This window comes from Staphylococcus sp. TCBT05 (assembly GCF_055179755.1).
The window spans coordinates 700,905-717,089 of sequence record NZ_JBUQDQ010000038.1 but is presented as its reverse complement, the minus strand read 5'-3'; the positions used below and the strand labels follow the sequence as shown (position 1 = coordinate 717,089).

The 16,185-nt window shown below is 33.7% G+C and carries 15 protein-coding genes; all 15 read left to right on the top strand.

The window, feature by feature from the left end; translation table 11 throughout:
- Window positions 1–15 precede the first annotated feature (15 nt).
- The 15 genes from ACY191_RS10475 to ACY191_RS10405 all read left to right on the top strand — a co-directional run bounded on the left by ACY191_RS10475 (window position 16) and on the right by ACY191_RS10405 (window position 16,175).
- Window positions 16–903, top strand: coding sequence for a cell division protein FtsQ/DivIB (locus tag ACY191_RS10475; protein WP_232138707.1), 888 nt, complete (start codon window positions 16–18; stop codon window positions 901–903).
- A 105-nt stretch (window positions 904–1,008) separates the two neighbouring features.
- Window positions 1,009–2,424, top strand: a complete 1,416-nt coding sequence (gene ftsA, locus ACY191_RS10470; RefSeq protein ID WP_229367133.1) for a cell division protein FtsA — start codon at window positions 1,009–1,011, stop codon at window positions 2,422–2,424.
- Between the two features lie 29 nt (window positions 2,425–2,453).
- Complete coding sequence (gene ftsZ, locus ACY191_RS10465) at window positions 2,454–3,629, top strand: cell division protein FtsZ (protein WP_229367134.1); 1,176 nt, start codon at window positions 2,454–2,456, stop codon at window positions 3,627–3,629.
- Window positions 3,630–3,856: 227 nt separating this feature from the next.
- The gene (gene pgeF, locus ACY191_RS10460) at window positions 3,857–4,648 is read left to right on the top strand and encodes a peptidoglycan editing factor PgeF (RefSeq protein ID WP_229367135.1); all 792 of its coding nucleotides are present in this window, start codon (window positions 3,857–3,859) and stop codon (window positions 4,646–4,648) included.
- 13 nt (window positions 4,649–4,661) lie between these two features.
- Complete coding sequence (locus ACY191_RS10455) at window positions 4,662–5,336, top strand: YggS family pyridoxal phosphate-dependent enzyme (RefSeq protein WP_042738926.1); 675 nt, start codon at window positions 4,662–4,664, stop codon at window positions 5,334–5,336.
- Between the two features lie 5 nt (window positions 5,337–5,341).
- Window positions 5,342–5,938: a cell division protein SepF gene (locus tag ACY191_RS10450; RefSeq protein WP_042738925.1), complete on the top strand. Its 597-nt coding sequence runs from the start codon at window positions 5,342–5,344 to the stop codon at window positions 5,936–5,938.
- Between the two features lie 12 nt (window positions 5,939–5,950).
- Window positions 5,951–6,241, top strand: coding sequence for a YggT family protein (locus tag ACY191_RS10445; protein ID WP_042738924.1), 291 nt, complete (start codon window positions 5,951–5,953; stop codon window positions 6,239–6,241).
- Between the two features lie 113 nt (window positions 6,242–6,354).
- Window positions 6,355–7,125, top strand: a complete 771-nt coding sequence (locus ACY191_RS10440) for a YlmH family RNA-binding protein (protein WP_042738923.1) — start codon at window positions 6,355–6,357, stop codon at window positions 7,123–7,125.
- A gap of 158 nt (window positions 7,126–7,283) precedes the next feature.
- Window positions 7,284–7,892, top strand: a complete 609-nt coding sequence (locus ACY191_RS10435; protein WP_042738922.1) for a DivIVA domain-containing protein — start codon at window positions 7,284–7,286, stop codon at window positions 7,890–7,892.
- A gap of 242 nt (window positions 7,893–8,134) precedes the next feature.
- Window positions 8,135–10,885 carry an isoleucine--tRNA ligase gene (gene ileS / locus ACY191_RS10430; protein WP_229367136.1) on the top strand — a complete coding sequence of 917 codons (2,751 nt, stop codon included), beginning with the start codon at window positions 8,135–8,137 and terminating at the stop codon, window positions 10,883–10,885.
- A gap of 561 nt (window positions 10,886–11,446) precedes the next feature.
- The gene (locus tag ACY191_RS10425; protein ID WP_042738920.1) at window positions 11,447–11,920 is read left to right on the top strand and encodes a CHAP domain-containing protein; all 474 of its coding nucleotides are present in this window, start codon (window positions 11,447–11,449) and stop codon (window positions 11,918–11,920) included.
- 223 nt (window positions 11,921–12,143) lie between these two features.
- A complete protein-coding gene (gene lspA / locus ACY191_RS10420; protein WP_042738919.1) occupies window positions 12,144–12,620 on the top strand; it encodes a signal peptidase II in 477 nt (158 codons plus the stop codon).
- Window positions 12,621–12,632: 12 nt separating this feature from the next.
- On the top strand, window positions 12,633–13,550 hold the full coding sequence (locus tag ACY191_RS10415; protein ID WP_463270024.1) for an RluA family pseudouridine synthase: 918 nt from the start codon (window positions 12,633–12,635) through the stop codon (window positions 13,548–13,550).
- A gap of 540 nt (window positions 13,551–14,090) precedes the next feature.
- Window positions 14,091–14,618, top strand: coding sequence for a bifunctional pyr operon transcriptional regulator/uracil phosphoribosyltransferase PyrR (gene pyrR / locus ACY191_RS10410; RefSeq protein WP_042738917.1), 528 nt, complete (start codon window positions 14,091–14,093; stop codon window positions 14,616–14,618).
- Window positions 14,619–14,867: 249 nt separating this feature from the next.
- Entirely contained in the window at window positions 14,868–16,175 is a 1,308-nt protein-coding gene (locus ACY191_RS10405) for a uracil-xanthine permease family protein (protein WP_042738916.1), read from the top strand.
- Window positions 16,176–16,185 lie beyond the last annotated feature (10 nt).

Genomic DNA, 16,185 nt, shown 5'->3' with positions numbered 1-16,185 from the left:
AGGATGTGAAAAAATATGGCCGATAAAGTACGTGAATTTGACTCTGAATACTTGAAGCAAAAACGAGAATTAAGGCGTAAAAGGCAGAAACAAATTCAATATTCAGTATTCGGTGTATTGTTGTTTTTTATCTTATTGATACTTATCTATATGTTCACACCTTTGAGTAAAATAAGTAGTGTTGAGATAAAAGGTAATAATAATGTATCGAAGAGTGATATCAGTAAAGCAATAAATGTTAAAGATGATTCAAGAATGTATACTTATAGTACTTCAAAAGCTGAAAAGAAATTAAAAGAAAACACATTAGTTAAAGATGTCAAAGTAACAAAGCATTTTCCTAATAAAATGACGGTTAAAGTGACAGAAGATCAAATTGTGGCATTAATTAAAAAGAAAGATAAATATGTTCCAATAACGGAGGATGGCACTGAATTGGAAAATTTCCAAGATAGTGTGTTGGATGATGGTCCGATTATTGATGGTTTCGATAAAGAACGAAAGGACAAAATCATACGACAGTTAGCTGAAATGCCAGCAAAAGTTAGGGGACTAATATCTGAAGTTAAATATGATCCACAACCCAATATGCAAAACCAAGTGAAATTATTTACTACAGATAATCTTCAAGTAGTAGGTAACTTAAATACAATTGGTAGCAAAATGAAGTATTATCCTCAAATGTCACAATCATTAGATCGTGACGAAAGTGGAAACTTGAAAAAAGCAGGTTATATTGATTTATCTGTTGGTGCTTCCTTCATTCCATATAGTAGTGGTTCTGATCAAAAATCAGAAACGGATAAAAATGTTGAACAAGGAAATAACCAAGAAGATAAAGCGAAAGATCAGCTGCAAAGTGCTTTAAATAAGATAAATAAGAAAAAAGACAAAAATAATTAAAAAATTTAGACAAATACATGTGTTTATAGTTCACAACCGCGAAACTGTATTGTAAACTGTTAATAGTGTGAACTTGATTATGTAATTGTCAGGAGGTGCCTATCTATGGAAGAGCATTATTATGTAAGTATAGATATCGGTTCATCAAGTGTAAAAACAATAGTAGGCGAAAAATTTCACAATGGAATTAATGTGATAGGTACAGGACAAACCTACACGAGTGGAATTAAAAATGGTCAAATCGATGATTTCGATATTGCGAAACAAGCAGTCAAAGATACAATTAAAAAAGCTTCTATTGCTTCAGGTGTAGACATTAAAGAAGTGTTCCTTAAACTTCCAATTGTCGGCACTGAAGTGTTTGATGAATCTAATGAAATAGAATTTTATGAAGATACTGAATTAAATGGTACACATATTGAACATGTACTAGAAGGTATCAGAGAAAAAAATAACGTACCGGAAACAGAAATAATTAATGCATTTCCGATTAAGTTTCTAGTTGATGGCGACAATGAAGTTTCTGATCCAAAGGAATTAATTGCGAGACATAGCTTGAAAGTAAATGCAGGTGTCATTGCGATTCAAAAATCAATCTTAATCAATATGATTAAATGTGTAGAATCTTGTGGTGTAGATGTATTAGATGTATATTCTGATGCGTACAACTACAACTCAGTTTTATCTGCTACAGAGAAAGAACTTGGTGCTTGTGTGATTGACATCGGCGAAGATTTAACTCAACTTGCTTTCTATGAACGTGGTGAACTTGTTGATGCGGATGCAATTGAAATGGCAGGTCGTGACATTACAGAAGACATAGCTGAAGGATTAAACACTTCGTATGAAACAGCTGAAAAGGTTAAACACCAATATGGGCACGCTTTCTTTGATTCAGCATCTGATCAAGATGTATTCACTGTGGATCAAGTAGACAATGAAGAGGATGCACAATTCACTCAAAAGGACTTAGCTGATATTATTGAAGCACGTGTAGAAGATATCTTCTTTGAAGTGTTCGATGTATTACAAGAGTTACAATTAACAAAAGTTAATGGTGGATTTGTAGTAACTGGAGGTTCAGCAAACTTATTAGGTGTTAAAGAATTATTACAAGATATGGTTAGCGAAAAAGTAAGAATTCATACACCGTCACAAATGGGTATAAGAAAACCTGAATTCTCTTCAGCAATTTCAACAATTTCTAGTAGCATTACTTTCGACGAATTGCTAGATTATGTTACAATAAGTAATCATGACAGTGAAGAATTCGAAGAAGAAGTTATCGAATCTGATGAGACGACGAATAATACAAAAACAAGCGGATTTGATTGGTTTAAGAAAAAATCGAATAAGCAAGATGAAGCACCAGCGTCAGATTCATCTTCAGAAGATTCACAAGTGACAGAGACATATGACGAAGAAGTAAACGCTGATAGCGACGTTGAACATAAGTCTCAACACAACGAACAAAAGGATGAAAGTAAATTTAAAAAACTGATGAAATCTCTATTCGATTGATTGGCCATTAAAACTAGGAGGAAATATAAATGTTAGAATTTGAACAAGGATTTAATCATTTAGCGACGTTAAAAGTCATCGGTGTAGGGGGCGGCGGAAACAACGCTGTAAACCGAATGATTGACCATGGTATGAACAATGTTGAGTTTATTTCAATCAATACGGACGGGCAAGCTTTAAACTTATCTAAAGCTGAGTCTAAAATCCAAATTGGGGAAAAATTAACTCGTGGTTTAGGTGCAGGTGCTAACCCAGAAATTGGTAAAAAAGCTGCAGAAGAATCACGTGAACAAATTGAAGATGCTATCCAAGGTGCAGATATGGTATTCGTAACTGCAGGTATGGGTGGCGGAACTGGTACAGGTGCTGCACCAGTCGTAGCTAAAATCGCAAAAGAAATGGGAGCGTTAACAGTTGGTGTTGTTACTCGTCCATTCGGCTTTGAAGGTCGTAAACGTCAAACTCAAGCAGCTGCAGGCGTAGAATCAATGAAAGCTGCAGTTGATACACTAATTGTTATCCCTAACGATCGTTTATTAGACATCGTTGACAAATCAACGCCTATGATGGAAGCATTTAAAGAAGCAGATAATGTTTTACGTCAAGGTGTGCAAGGTATTTCTGATTTAATCGCTGTTTCAGGTGAAGTTAACCTTGACTTTGCAGACGTGAAAACAATCATGTCTAACCAAGGTTCTGCATTGATGGGTATTGGTGTTTCTTCTGGCGAAAACCGCGCGGTAGAAGCAGCTAAGAAAGCAATTTCTTCACCATTATTAGAAACATCAATCGTAGGTGCACAAGGTGTGTTAATGAACATCACTGGTGGAGAGTCATTATCATTATTCGAAGCACAAGAAGCTGCTGATATTGTACAAGACGCTGCAGATGAAGATGTAAACATGATTTTCGGTACAGTAATCAATCCTGAATTACAAGATGAGATTGTAGTTACAGTAATTGCTACTGGATTTGAAGATAAACCATCTTCTCAAGGTCGTAAAGCTTCAAATACTGGTTTTGGTAGCAGTGCAACAAGTGGTAGCGTAGCATCTAATGAAACTACAATTAGTTCAAGTGCTGCTAGCTCATCACACTCAGTAGAAAGCAATACTGAAAGCAGAAGTCATACAACAAATGAAGATGACATTCCAAGCTTCATCAGAAATAGAGAAGAAAGACGTTCAAGAAGAACTAGACGTTAATTTGTCGGATAGTACGTCTTAAACAAAATATACTTAAGCTGAAGTTAGTAATAATAACAGTATCTATGTCATCAGGTCTCAGATCTGATGACTTTTTTAGATTTTTAATTCTAGAAGTTATTTTATGGCTATTCAATATTCAAATTAGAAGTAGTAACAGTCAATCAAGATGGAAACGGATAATCGAATAACATTTATTTTGAAGAACAATTAGCGGAGGGTTTATAATGCCAGAAAAATTTGTGGAAAATAGTCATATTTTAGAATATAGAGATGACCCATTACAAAATGTTACATTAGGTATCACAACGCGAAAGAATGGATTTAGTGATTATCCAAATCACGCATTTAACATGGCGCGATATATTGATGATAATCCACAAAATATAACTAAACATCAACAAAAACTAGCTGAATTAATAAAGTTTGATAGAGCGCATTGGGTGTTTCCGATACAAACACATGAAAATAAAGTCGTAGAAATTACAGAAGAGCATCAAGGCATGAATATCGATACACTAACTGATGATTTACATGGGGTTGATGGCATGTACAGCTATGAATCTAATGTATTATTAACAATGTGTTATGCTGATTGTGTACCAATATACTTTTATAGTGAAAAGCATCATTTTATAGGTTTAGCACATGCAGGTTGGCGTGGTACGGTTGGGCAAATTGTGGTTGAAATGATAAATAAAATTGACTTTAATTTAAACGATTTACAGGTTGTTATAGGACCAGCTACATCTATGTCATATGAAATTAATGATGATATCAAAGCAAAGTTTGCTGCATTGCCAATTGATAGTACAAAGTATATAGAAACGAGAGCGTCAGATAGACATGGTATTGATTTAAAGGTTGCTAATGCATTGTTATTACAACATAGTGGCGTTCCGAAAGAAAATATTTATATTACTAATTATGCAACTTCCGAAGATTTGGATTTATTCTTTTCGTATAGAGTAGAAAAGGGTCAAACTGGTAGAATGTTAGCATTTATTGGTCAAAAATAAAGAGGTGTATACAGTGAATGTAAGTGAAAATCTAAATGACATCGAGCAACAACTACGACAGTCAGCGGACAAGGGTAATATTTCAACATTGCCAAACGTGATTGCCGTTACAAAGTATGTTACAATAGACCGAGCTAATGATGCATATCGTGCAGGAATTAGACACTTTGGTGAGAACCGAGTAGAGGGTTTTCAACAAAAGCAACAAGCTTTACCAAATGACGTGACAATGCACTTTATTGGTGCGCTTCAAACTAGAAAGGTTAAAGAAGTTATCAATGATGTGGATTATTTTCATGCGTTAGATCGTCTTAAATTGGCAAAGGAAATTGATAAGAGAGCGACACACACAATCAAATGCTTTGTACAAGTAAATGTTTCAGGCGAAGCATCTAAACAAGGTGTGGCATTAGATGAATTAGATACTTTTATTGAAGAATTAGCACAATTTGATAATATAGAAGTAGTCGGTCTAATGACGATGGCTCCGTTAACAGATGATGAGTCGTATATCAAAGACTTGTTTCAATCATTAAGAATAAAGAGAGATGAAATTAAAGCGCTCAATTTAAATTATGCACCGTGTACTGAATTGTCGATGGGAATGAGTAATGATTTCCATTTGGCCACTGAAGCAGGTGCCTCATTTGTGAGAATTGGGACTAAACTTGTAGGAAAAGAGGAGTGAGCCCCGTGGCTTTAAAAGATTTATTTAGCGGATTTTTCGTGGTTGAAGAAGAGGATGACCAATTAGAAGCACCACCTGAAGAAGACAATAGACAACATCAAAAGCAACAAGCACAGTCTCAAAATAATTTTAACGAACAATCAAATAATGAGAGTAATGAACGTCAAAGAGCGATACAATCCGTACCTAAGAAACAATCATCTAGATTACAACAATCTACAGGGGAAAGGAAGTATCAAATGGCTAGCAATACATCAAATAATAATACTAGGAACGTTGTGAATATGAATAATCAAGAACAAGATCAATTCGGCTTTGCACAAGAAAGTTCTAAAATGTGTTTATTTGAGCCACGCGTATTCTCAGATACACAAGATATTGCAGATGAACTAAAAAATCGTCGAGCTACTTTGGTAAACTTGCAACGCATTGATAAAGTTTCTGCAAAGAGAATCATAGATTTCTTAAGCGGTACTGTTTATGCAATTGGTGGCGACATTCAACGTGTTGGGACTGATATCTTTTTATGTACACCAGACAATGTTGAAGTAGCAGGCAATATAACTGACCAAATTGATAACATGGAATATCAAGGTGAATAGAGGTAAGAATAAATGGATGTAGGTTTACTTGCAACTGTATTTAAATTTATATTATTCTTAGTTCAAATTTATTATTATGGCATGATTGTTTATTTCTTTATGTCATGGATACCGAATGCACGAGAAAATAAATTCGGACAATTTTTACAAAAAATATATGAGCCATTTTTAGAGCCATTTAGGAAGATTATTCCTCCGATAGGCATGATTGATATATCATCCATCGTTGCAATTATTGTTCTCGTGTTGTTCCAAAGAGGTTTAGTGAGTATTTTTAATATGATAATTATGCATCTTGCGTAAGGCAAACTAAACTATAAATTGAATTTAAGTGTAAAATGAATCGATAATTAAGCACCTCCCGTTATCATTGTATGACGATAGGTGCTTTTATATTGTGTTTGGAGTGATATGCAATCGATATTTATCAACATTTTAGAAAAGAAGAACAACAACTTATTGATAACTTAATGGATAAATGTAAACGAGCTAATGAGCAATATGCACCAATACTAACGAATTTCTTAGACCCAAGAGAACAATATATTTTAGAGGTAATAGTAGCGAGTTTCGAAGAATTAACAGTGCATTTGTATGGAGGTAAACATGCGGAACGCAAACGAGCGATTATAGCGCCTACTTATTTTGAACCTGAGGATTCAGACTTTGAAATTGTACTAATGGCAGTTGATTATCCAGAAAAATTCGTTACATTACAACATCAACATATACTTGGTACAATTATGTCATTAGGTATTGAAAGAGAGCAGTTAGGTGACATCGTCATAGATGGAGAAATACAGTTTACATTGACAAAACAATTAGAATCTTACATGTTACTTGAATTAAATCGCATCAAAGGTGCTACAGTTAAACTTAATTCTATTCCGTTATCAGATATGATACAATCAAAAGAGGAATGGAAGTCATTCAATACAACCGTAAGTGCATTAAGACTTGATGTTGTATTGAAAGAAATGATTCGTAAATCAAGAACAATTGCCAAACAATTAATAGATAAGAAGCGCGTTAAAGTGAATCATACGATTATCGATGCAGCTGATTTTCAGTTAGCAAGTGGGGATCTATTATCTATCCAAGGGTTTGGTCGTGCCAAAGTTACTGACATTGGTGGTACTACGAAAAAGGATAAAGTTAGAATTTCATACGAAACTTTATTCAAATAATGTTATACTTAACTTGTCGTTGACGATATGTTATGAATAAATAATTGTTGATTTTTGTACGACATTTACAGTATAGTATATAAAATAAACTGCAAAGAATACTATTTCTCGTATTTATTGAAATGATAAAATAGTGTATGATTAAGGGAGGATAATGTATGCCTTTTACACCTAGTGAAATTAAAAATAAAACTTTTACTCAAGCCAAAAATGGTTTTGAGCCTACTGAAGTAGAGAGTTATTTACAACAATTAAGTAATGAAATCGAAAGATTAAAAGAAGATAAAAAACAATTAGAAAAAGTTATAGAAGATAAAGAGACGAATATTCAGTCTTATAAAGATGTTCATCAATCTGTTAGCGATGCTTTAATTCAAGCTAAGCAGGCTGGTGAAGAGACAAAAGCTGCAGCAAATAAAGAGGCAGAGGCAACAATTGCAAAGGCCAAAGCAGAAGCAGATCGAATTGTAAATGACGGTGTTGAAAAAGCGCGTCGTTTGTCATTCCAAACTGAAGATATGAAACGTCAATCTAAGATTTTCCGTTCTAGATTCCGTATGCTTGTTGAAGCACAGTTAGACCTATTAAAAAATGAAGATTGGGATTATTTACTCAATTATGACTTAGATGCTGAACAAGTTACAGAAGAAAATGTCAATCATTTAAATGACAATGAATTAACAGAAGAAGAGAAAGCTTTAAAAGCTAAAGCAGAAGCGGATAATCAATCAGCTGATGCTACGAGTGAAAGTACAGATAAGAAATAACAGACACGTAAGTAATAATACAGCATATCAAAGCGAGAAAGGGATAGTGAGAGCCTTTTATATGTATATTACTTATATCACTGTTATCCATAGTTCAATACAGCACAATGAGAGAACTCTAAGTTGAGTTAAATAGGGTGGTAACGCGGTTTATATCGTCCCTGTTAATTGAACTTAGAGTTCTTTTTATTGTTATTAAATTGAAACACAATAGAGGAAAAATGTATTAAGGAGTGTAGAAAATGGATTATAAAGAAACATTATTAATGCCAAAGACAGCTTTCCCAATGCGTGGGGGATTGCCAAATAAAGAGCCGAAAATTCAAGAAGAATGGGAAGCAAAAAATATTTATCAAAAAGTATTAGACCAAAATAAAGGAAACCCATCTTATATTCTTCATGATGGTCCACCATATGCTAATGGTAATTTACACATGGGACATGCATTAAACAAAATTTTGAAAGATATTATTACGCGATATAAATCAATGCAAGGCTTTTATGCACCATATGTACCAGGTTGGGATACGCACGGTTTACCAATTGAACAAGCGTTAACTAAAAAGGGTGTTAAACGAAAAGAATTATCTGTTGCAGAATTCAGAGAAAAATGTGAAGCATTTGCATTAAAACAAATCGAAGGTCAGAAAAATGACTTTAAACGTTTAGGTATCAAGGGTGATTTCAACAATCCATATATTACGTTAGAACCAGAATATGAAGCTGCTCAAATTCGTTTATTCGGTGAAATGGCAGATAAAGGTTTAATCTATAAAGGGAAAAAGCCAGTTTATTGGTCACCTTCAAGTGAGTCATCACTAGCTGAAGCTGAAATTGAGTATCATGACAAGCGTTCTGCTTCAATCTTTGTAGCATTTGATGTTAAAGATGGTAAAGGCATAGTGGATGAAGATGCTAAGTTTATTATCTGGACAACTACACCTTGGACATTACCTTCAAATGTAGCTATTACAGTACACCCTGATTTGACTTATGGCCAATATGAAGTAAATGGTGAGAAATTTATCATCGGTAAGGATCTAGCTCAAAGTGTTGCTGAAACTTTAGGTTGGGATGATAACGATGTTAAATTAGATAAAACATTTACAGGTAAAGAATTAGAATATGTTGAAGCACAGCATCCATTTGTTGATCGTACATCATTAGTAATTAACGGTTTACACGTTACTACAGATGCAGGTACAGGTTGCGTTCATACAGCACCTGGACACGGGGAAGATGACTATATCGTTGGTCAAAAATACAATTTACCAGTTATTAGTCCAGTAGATGATAAAGGTGTCTTTACAGAAGAAGCTGGCCAGTTTGCAGGACTGTTTTATGATAAAGCAAATAAAGAAATTACTGATTTATTAACAGAAAAAGGCGCATTATTAAAACTAGAATTTATTACACATAGTTACCCTCATGATTGGCGTACAAAGAAACCTGTTATCTTTAGAGCTACGCCGCAGTGGTTTGCATCTATTGATAAAGTCCGTCAAGATATCTTAGATGCGATTACAGACACTACATTTAAAGTTGATTGGGGTAAAACACGTATCTATAATATGATTCGTGACCGTGGTGAATGGGTTATTTCACGTCAACGTGTTTGGGGTGTACCACTACCAGTATTTTATGCTGAAAATGGTGACATCATCATGACGAAAGAAACAGTTAATCATGTAGCAGATTTATTCCAAGAACATGGTTCTAACATTTGGTTTGAAAGAGATGCTAAAGCATTATTACCTGAAGGCTTTACACATCCAGGTAGTCCGAATGGTGAATTTACAAAAGAAACAGATATTATGGATGTTTGGTTTGATTCTGGTTCATCTCATAGAGGTGTGTTAGAAGAACGACCAGAATTATCGTATCCTGCAGACTTATACCTTGAAGGTAGTGACCAATATCGAGGTTGGTTTAACTCTTCAATTACGACATCAGTAGCTACAAGAGGACAATCTCCATATAAAATGTTATTATCTCACGGATTTGTTATGGATGGCGAAGGTAAAAAAATGAGTAAATCATTAGGTAATACAATTGTGCCAGATCAAATCGTGAAACAAAAAGGTGCTGACATTGCACGTTTATGGGTAAGTAGTGTGGACTATTTAGCTGACGTACGTATTTCTGAAGAAATCTTAAAGCAAACGTCTGATGTATATCGTAAAATTAGAAATACATTAAGATTTATGTTAGGTAACTTAAATGACTATAATCCAAATACAAACGCAGTTGCTGAAGATCAATTATTAGATGTTGATAAATATGTATTAAATCGATTACATGAATTTACAACAAGTACATTAGATCATTATGATAACTTTGACTATTTAGATATTTATCAAGAATTACAAAACTTCATTAATGTAGAACTAAGTAATTTCTACTTAGATTATGGTAAAGATATCTTGTATATCGAAGAACAAGATTCATTAAAACGCCGTAGTATGCAAACAGTGCTATATCAAATTGTTGTCGATATGACGAAATTATTAGCTCCAATTTTAGCACATACAGCAGAAGAAGTTTGGTCGCATATACCTCATGTTGAAGAAGAAAGTGTACATTTAACACGTATGCCTGAACGCGTTGAAATTGATAGTGCATTTGTAGAAAAATGGAATACATTTATGAAATTGCGTGATGACGTTAACCGTGCTTTAGAAGTTGCACGTAATGAAAAGGTAATCGGTAAATCACTTGAGGCAAAAGTAATTATTAGTAGTAACGAACACTTTGATGCTACGTCATTCTTACAACAATTTACTGATTTACAACAATTGTTTATCACTTCACAAGCTGAAGTTGTTGATAAAGTTGATAGCGGTGAAACCTATAATTATGGTGACATCAAAATTGAACATGCACATGGAGAAAAATGTGAACGTTGCTGGAATTATAGCGATGAACTTGGATCTGTTGGCGAGTTAGATCATCTATGTCCACGTTGTCAATCTGTCGTTAAGACACTAGTTTAAGTGAAATTAAGACAAAAATTTTAACAAGATTACCAGATTTTGCAGCATTAGGATTATAATTTCCAATTCTTAAAATAAGAGCGCTATTCTGCAATGAACTTCGCTCTGTAAAATAGACTCAAAAAAAAACACTAAGTTTATGGCTACCTTATATTTATGATATGAGCGTAGCCATTTTTAATGTGATGTGATTTTTATGGTGAAATCCAAGACATAAAGTAATAACTATTATTGTTTTAATTTTAAAAAATCAAATGGTATCGTCCAAAATAGCGAATATTGTAAATTAAATATTATTTTATAGAAAGTAATAAGATGAGACTTCTGAGGAAGCATAAGGAGTCGAAGATTACAGGCAGAGGCTGTCGCTTAAGAAAATGAGCTAACAATATCAGTTAATTACTATACACAACTTCAGGTAAATTAAATTTTTAACATTATTATATTTATTAAAAAGGGTATAGAAAATAAGCTGATTCAATAAAACAAAGATCATAGTAAGACTAAGTGTAACAAGCAATAGATGTAGCATATTATTATAGTTAAAGGTAGTGTCAAAACATGAAGAAAAGGATTACTACATTAGTCACTTTAGGCTTAATAATTACAGGAATTGCAACTTATGACGGTATAGATAATAGAGATATGACAGAACCAGAAAATACACTATGGTCGACGAATCCGATGAAACACAATAATTATGTAAAAGGACAATGTACGAATTACGTTTTTGATAGAGTGAGAGATGCGGGTAATAAAATTGGTAGGTCCTGGGGAGATGCTAAATATTGGAAAGTAAAAGCGCAACAGGATGGTTATACTGTAAATCATCATCCCAAAGTGGGCAGTATATTACAATCTACTAAAGGTAAATATGGACATGTGGCATATATTGAACGTGTCTTTGATGACGGCACTATCAAAGTGAAAGAAATGAACTTTTATCATCCATTCGAAATTACGACGCGAGATATAAGTCCACAAGCATTAAAAAAATATTACATCATCCATCCTAAAGAAAATAAAGCAAAGTGAATCAATGTATTGTTAACTACGAAAGTATATTTAAAATAATTATATTATGTAAACTAAGTAAGCGGTTTGAAAGATAGTGAAATATTATTGCAAAAAAGACAAATTTTAAGCATATCTAAAAATAAATGTGATAGATATAAACTGTAACTTTTTTTATAAGTTTGATTAAGCTATAATGAAAGATGTTGTAAAAGCGTCAGATAGTAGAATAGGAGGTACAGGCATGAAACGTCAGTACTATTTAGGTATTTCTATATTCATTACGATTGTTATTTTAATCTTAGATCAAATCACTAAATTTATAATAGCGAGTTCAATGAAAGTTGGAGATTCTTTCGAAGTGATTCCTAACTTTTTAAATATTACGTCACATAGAAATAACGGAGCTGCGTGGGGTATTTTAAGTGGTAAGATGAGTTTCTTCTATATTATTACTATTATTATCCTTATCGTACTTATAGTATTTTATATTAAAGAAGCAAAGCACAATTTATTGATGCAAGTGGCAATTAGTTTATTATTTGCCGGTGCATTAGGTAATTTCATCGACCGTGTGTTACATGGTGAAGTCGTAGACTTTGTCGATACATATATTTTTGGATATAATTTCCCAATATTTAATGTTGCAGATGCTAGCTTGACGATAGGTGTATTGCTAATTATTGTCGCATTATTAACAGATATGAAAAAAGAAGTGTAGGAGGTTGCAATTATGAGTAATCATGAGTTTGTAATAGAACAAGCAGACTTGTCAGGTCAGCGTATAGACAAAGTATTACCTGAATTAAATTCAGAGTGGTCGAGAACTCAAATTCAAGACTGGATAAAATTATCGTTAGTCACAGTCAATGGTAAAGTAGTAAAATCAAATTATAAAGTAAAATTAAATGACCAAATAAATGTAACAGAAAAAGAAGTCGTAGAAACTGATATCAAACCAGAAAATTTAAACTTAGATATTTATTATGAAGATGATGATGTCGCAGTTGTTTATAAACCTAAGGGCATGATAGTACATCCATCAGCAGGACATTACAGTGGTACATTGGTTAATGGTTTAATGTATCAAATGAAAGATTTATCAGGTATTAACGGTGAGATTCGACCAGGGATTGTACACCGAATTGATAAAGATACATCAGGTTTATTGATGGTTGCCAAAAATGATATTGCACACCGTGGATTGGTAGAACAATTGGTGGATAAATCTGTAAATCGTAAATATGTTGCATTGGTACATGGAAATATTCCGCATGATTATGGTACGATTGATGCTCCAATTGGTAGAAACAAAAATGATCGACAATCAATGGATGTCGTAGATGACGGTAAAGAAGCAGTAACACATTTCAATGTTTTAGAACACTTTAAACATTATACGTTAGTTGAATGTCAGCTAGAAACGGGTAGAACACACCAAATTCGTGTTCATATGAAATATATTGGTTTCCCATTAGTTGGTGACCCTAAATATGGACCGAAGAAAACATTAGACATTGGAGGTCAAGCACTTCATGCAGGTGTTATTGGTTTTGAACATCCAGTTACAGGTGAATACATTGAGAAAACTGCGGAATTGCCAAGTGAGTTTGAGCAATTATTAACAGATATTAGAAAAAGTGATCAATAACTTATGCTTTAAATAAAGGTTATAACAAGTAATATGAATGAATTTACCTCATTATAAAAATGGCGCGAGTCAAAAATATAATGAGGTTATTTTTTATGTAAAAATGATTAAATCATATAGTGGCTGGAAAGCAAGTGGATATCAATAAAGGTTACTTATAATAAGAATAGTGTATTTATGCATTTAAAAGGCGCAATGCAACTTAGACAGGTTCTTGCACATTATATAAAATCATGATATTATAATGACAGTTTAATAAAGCGAACGTACGTCTTTAAATGAAAGTCCAGAGAGGCTTCGAAGACATGAATTTAATAACTTGTACACAGATGAATCTATGCAACGTAACTATTCGTGCATAATCAAACATGAATGATTTACATTCATGATAGAGAAAGCGTCTTATAACATAGAAATGTCTCTGTTTTCATTTGTGATACGATTATTGAGAAACCTCATGTCTTCATTGAAGATATGAGGTTTTCTTTGTATCATCTTGTAGCTAAAGCAAATTAATATGAATTGAGGAAGGTGCCTAAAATGTCAGAACGCGTTATTATGGATGAAGCAGCGATACAACGTACGGTTACTCGTATTGCGCATGAAATATTAGAATATAACAAAGGTACTGATAATTTAATTTTACTAGGTATTAAGACACGAGGCGCATTTTTAGCACGTCGCATACAGCAAAAGATAGAAAACATCGAAGAAAAGGTCGTACCAACTGGAACAATAGATATAACGCAGTTTCGAGATGATTTAGAGAATAGAACAGCACAATCGAATGAAGAAACCTATGAAATCGATGTTAATATTACCAATCAAGTTGTAATTATAATAGACGATGTACTTTATACAGGTCGTACTGTACGCGCATCTTTAGATGCAGTATTACAGTATGCGAGACCTAAAAAGATTGGATTAGCAACTTTGGTCGATCGTGGTCATCGAGAATTACCAATTCGAGCTGACTTTGTCGGAAAGAATATACCGACAGCGCGTGAAGAAGCGGTGTCAGTTTATCTAGATGAGATTGATTCAAGAAATGCAGTAGTAATTGAATAATAACCTTTTAATTCAGTACGAGAGACTGAGAAAGGATAGGTTAGTAAGTGTGAAACTTTTAAACTAGAGTAACAGTGATGACTCTAATTTAAAAGTAGCAACTTTCTATACCGTCATATCTTCAATAGCACCCTTAGTACAATTGTAATACACTATCTAACTAAGGTTATTGAACTGATAGACCCTTCGAAGTCTCTTTACATGAATACGATGTAAAGAGATTTTTTTTATGAAAGGAAGCGAAATGCAATGGAAAATGAAACAATGTTTGAAAGGACAGTTAAACCGGTCTTAGATGTACGTGACAAACCGAAATTAGGACAGTGGGCATTTTTAAGTACTCAACATCTATTTGCGATGTTTGGTTCAACTGTACTTGTACCTTTCTTAACAGGATTACCGATATCTTCTGCACTGTTAGCATCAGGAATCGGAACATTGTTATATATATTAATTACACAAGCCAAGATACCAGCCTATCTAGGTTCAAGCTTTGCCTTTATCACGCCAATCATATCTGGCTTGAATTCACATAGTTTAGGCGACATGTTAACCGCATTATTTATGAGTGGCGTCATGTACGTGCTTATCGGTTTAGCGATAAAAATTAGTGGCACAGGCTGGCTGATGAAATTGTTACCACCAGTCGTAGTAGGACCAGTTATCATGGTTATTGGGTTAAGCTTAGCACCAACAGCGGTCAATATGGCAATGTTTGAAAATAGTTCAGACATGAAAGGATACAACTTAAGTTACCTTGCTGTAGCAATGATTACTTTATTAGTTACGATACTCGTTCAAGGTTTCTTCAAAGGGTTTTTATCACTTATTCCAGTATTAATTGGAATAATCACAGGATACATCGTATCGATCTTTATGGGGCTCGTTAACTTTAAACCAATTGTCGAAGCGAAGTGGTTACACTTACCGGAAGTATACTTACCCTTTAGAGACTATACACCATCAATTCATATAGGGTTGATCTTAGTCCTGATACCCATCGTTTTTGTAACGGTTAGTGAACATATTGGTCATCAAATGGTCATAAATAAAATTGTCGGTAAAAACTTCTTTAAAGACCCAGGATTAGATAAATCGATTATTGGTGACGGTGTATCAACTATGTTTGCAAGTGTTATCGGTGGTCCACCAAGCACAACATATGGTGAGAATATAGGTGTATTGGCAATTACTAAGATTTACAGTATCTATGTTATAGGTGGTGCTGCAGTAATAGCGATTATCCTAGGCTTTGTAGAAAAATTCACTGCACTTGTGTCTTCAATACCAACACCCGTAATGGGCGGTGTATCAATATTGCTATTCGGTATTATTGCAGCGAGTGGTTTAAGAATGTTAGTGGAAAGTGAAGTAGATTTTGCAAGTAACAGAAATTTAGTTATCGCATCTGTCATTTTAGTAATAGGCATAGGCAACCTAGTGTTTAATTTACATGGACTAGGTGTGAAATTAGAAATAGAAGGAATGGCTCTCGCAGCTCTCGCAGGAATTATCTTGAATTTAATCTTACCGAAAGAGAAAACAGAAACGAACTAAAATCATTGTA

What these genes read in the sequence shown, in the direction of transcription:
- ACY191_RS10475 (WP_232138707.1), top strand. Translation starts at nt 16, where the DNA reads ATGGCCGATAAAGTACGTGAATTTGACTCTGAATACTTGAAGCAAAAA.
- ftsA (WP_229367133.1), top strand. Translation starts at nt 1,009, where the DNA reads ATGGAAGAGCATTATTATGTAAGTATAGATATCGGTTCATCAAGTGTA.
- ftsZ (WP_229367134.1), top strand. Translation starts at nt 2,454, where the DNA reads ATGTTAGAATTTGAACAAGGATTTAATCATTTAGCGACGTTAAAAGTC.
- pgeF (WP_229367135.1), top strand. Translation starts at nt 3,857, where the DNA reads ATGCCAGAAAAATTTGTGGAAAATAGTCATATTTTAGAATATAGAGAT.
- ACY191_RS10445 (WP_042738924.1), top strand. Translation starts at nt 5,951, where the DNA reads ATGGATGTAGGTTTACTTGCAACTGTATTTAAATTTATATTATTCTTA.
- ACY191_RS10435 (WP_042738922.1), top strand. Translation starts at nt 7,284, where the DNA reads ATGCCTTTTACACCTAGTGAAATTAAAAATAAAACTTTTACTCAAGCC.
- ileS (WP_229367136.1), top strand. Translation starts at nt 8,135, where the DNA reads ATGGATTATAAAGAAACATTATTAATGCCAAAGACAGCTTTCCCAATG.
- ACY191_RS10425 (WP_042738920.1), top strand. Translation starts at nt 11,447, where the DNA reads ATGAAGAAAAGGATTACTACATTAGTCACTTTAGGCTTAATAATTACA.
- lspA (WP_042738919.1), top strand. Translation starts at nt 12,144, where the DNA reads ATGAAACGTCAGTACTATTTAGGTATTTCTATATTCATTACGATTGTT.
- ACY191_RS10415 (WP_463270024.1), top strand. Translation starts at nt 12,633, where the DNA reads ATGAGTAATCATGAGTTTGTAATAGAACAAGCAGACTTGTCAGGTCAG.
- pyrR (WP_042738917.1), top strand. Translation starts at nt 14,091, where the DNA reads ATGTCAGAACGCGTTATTATGGATGAAGCAGCGATACAACGTACGGTT.
- ACY191_RS10405 (WP_042738916.1), top strand. Translation starts at nt 14,868, where the DNA reads ATGGAAAATGAAACAATGTTTGAAAGGACAGTTAAACCGGTCTTAGAT.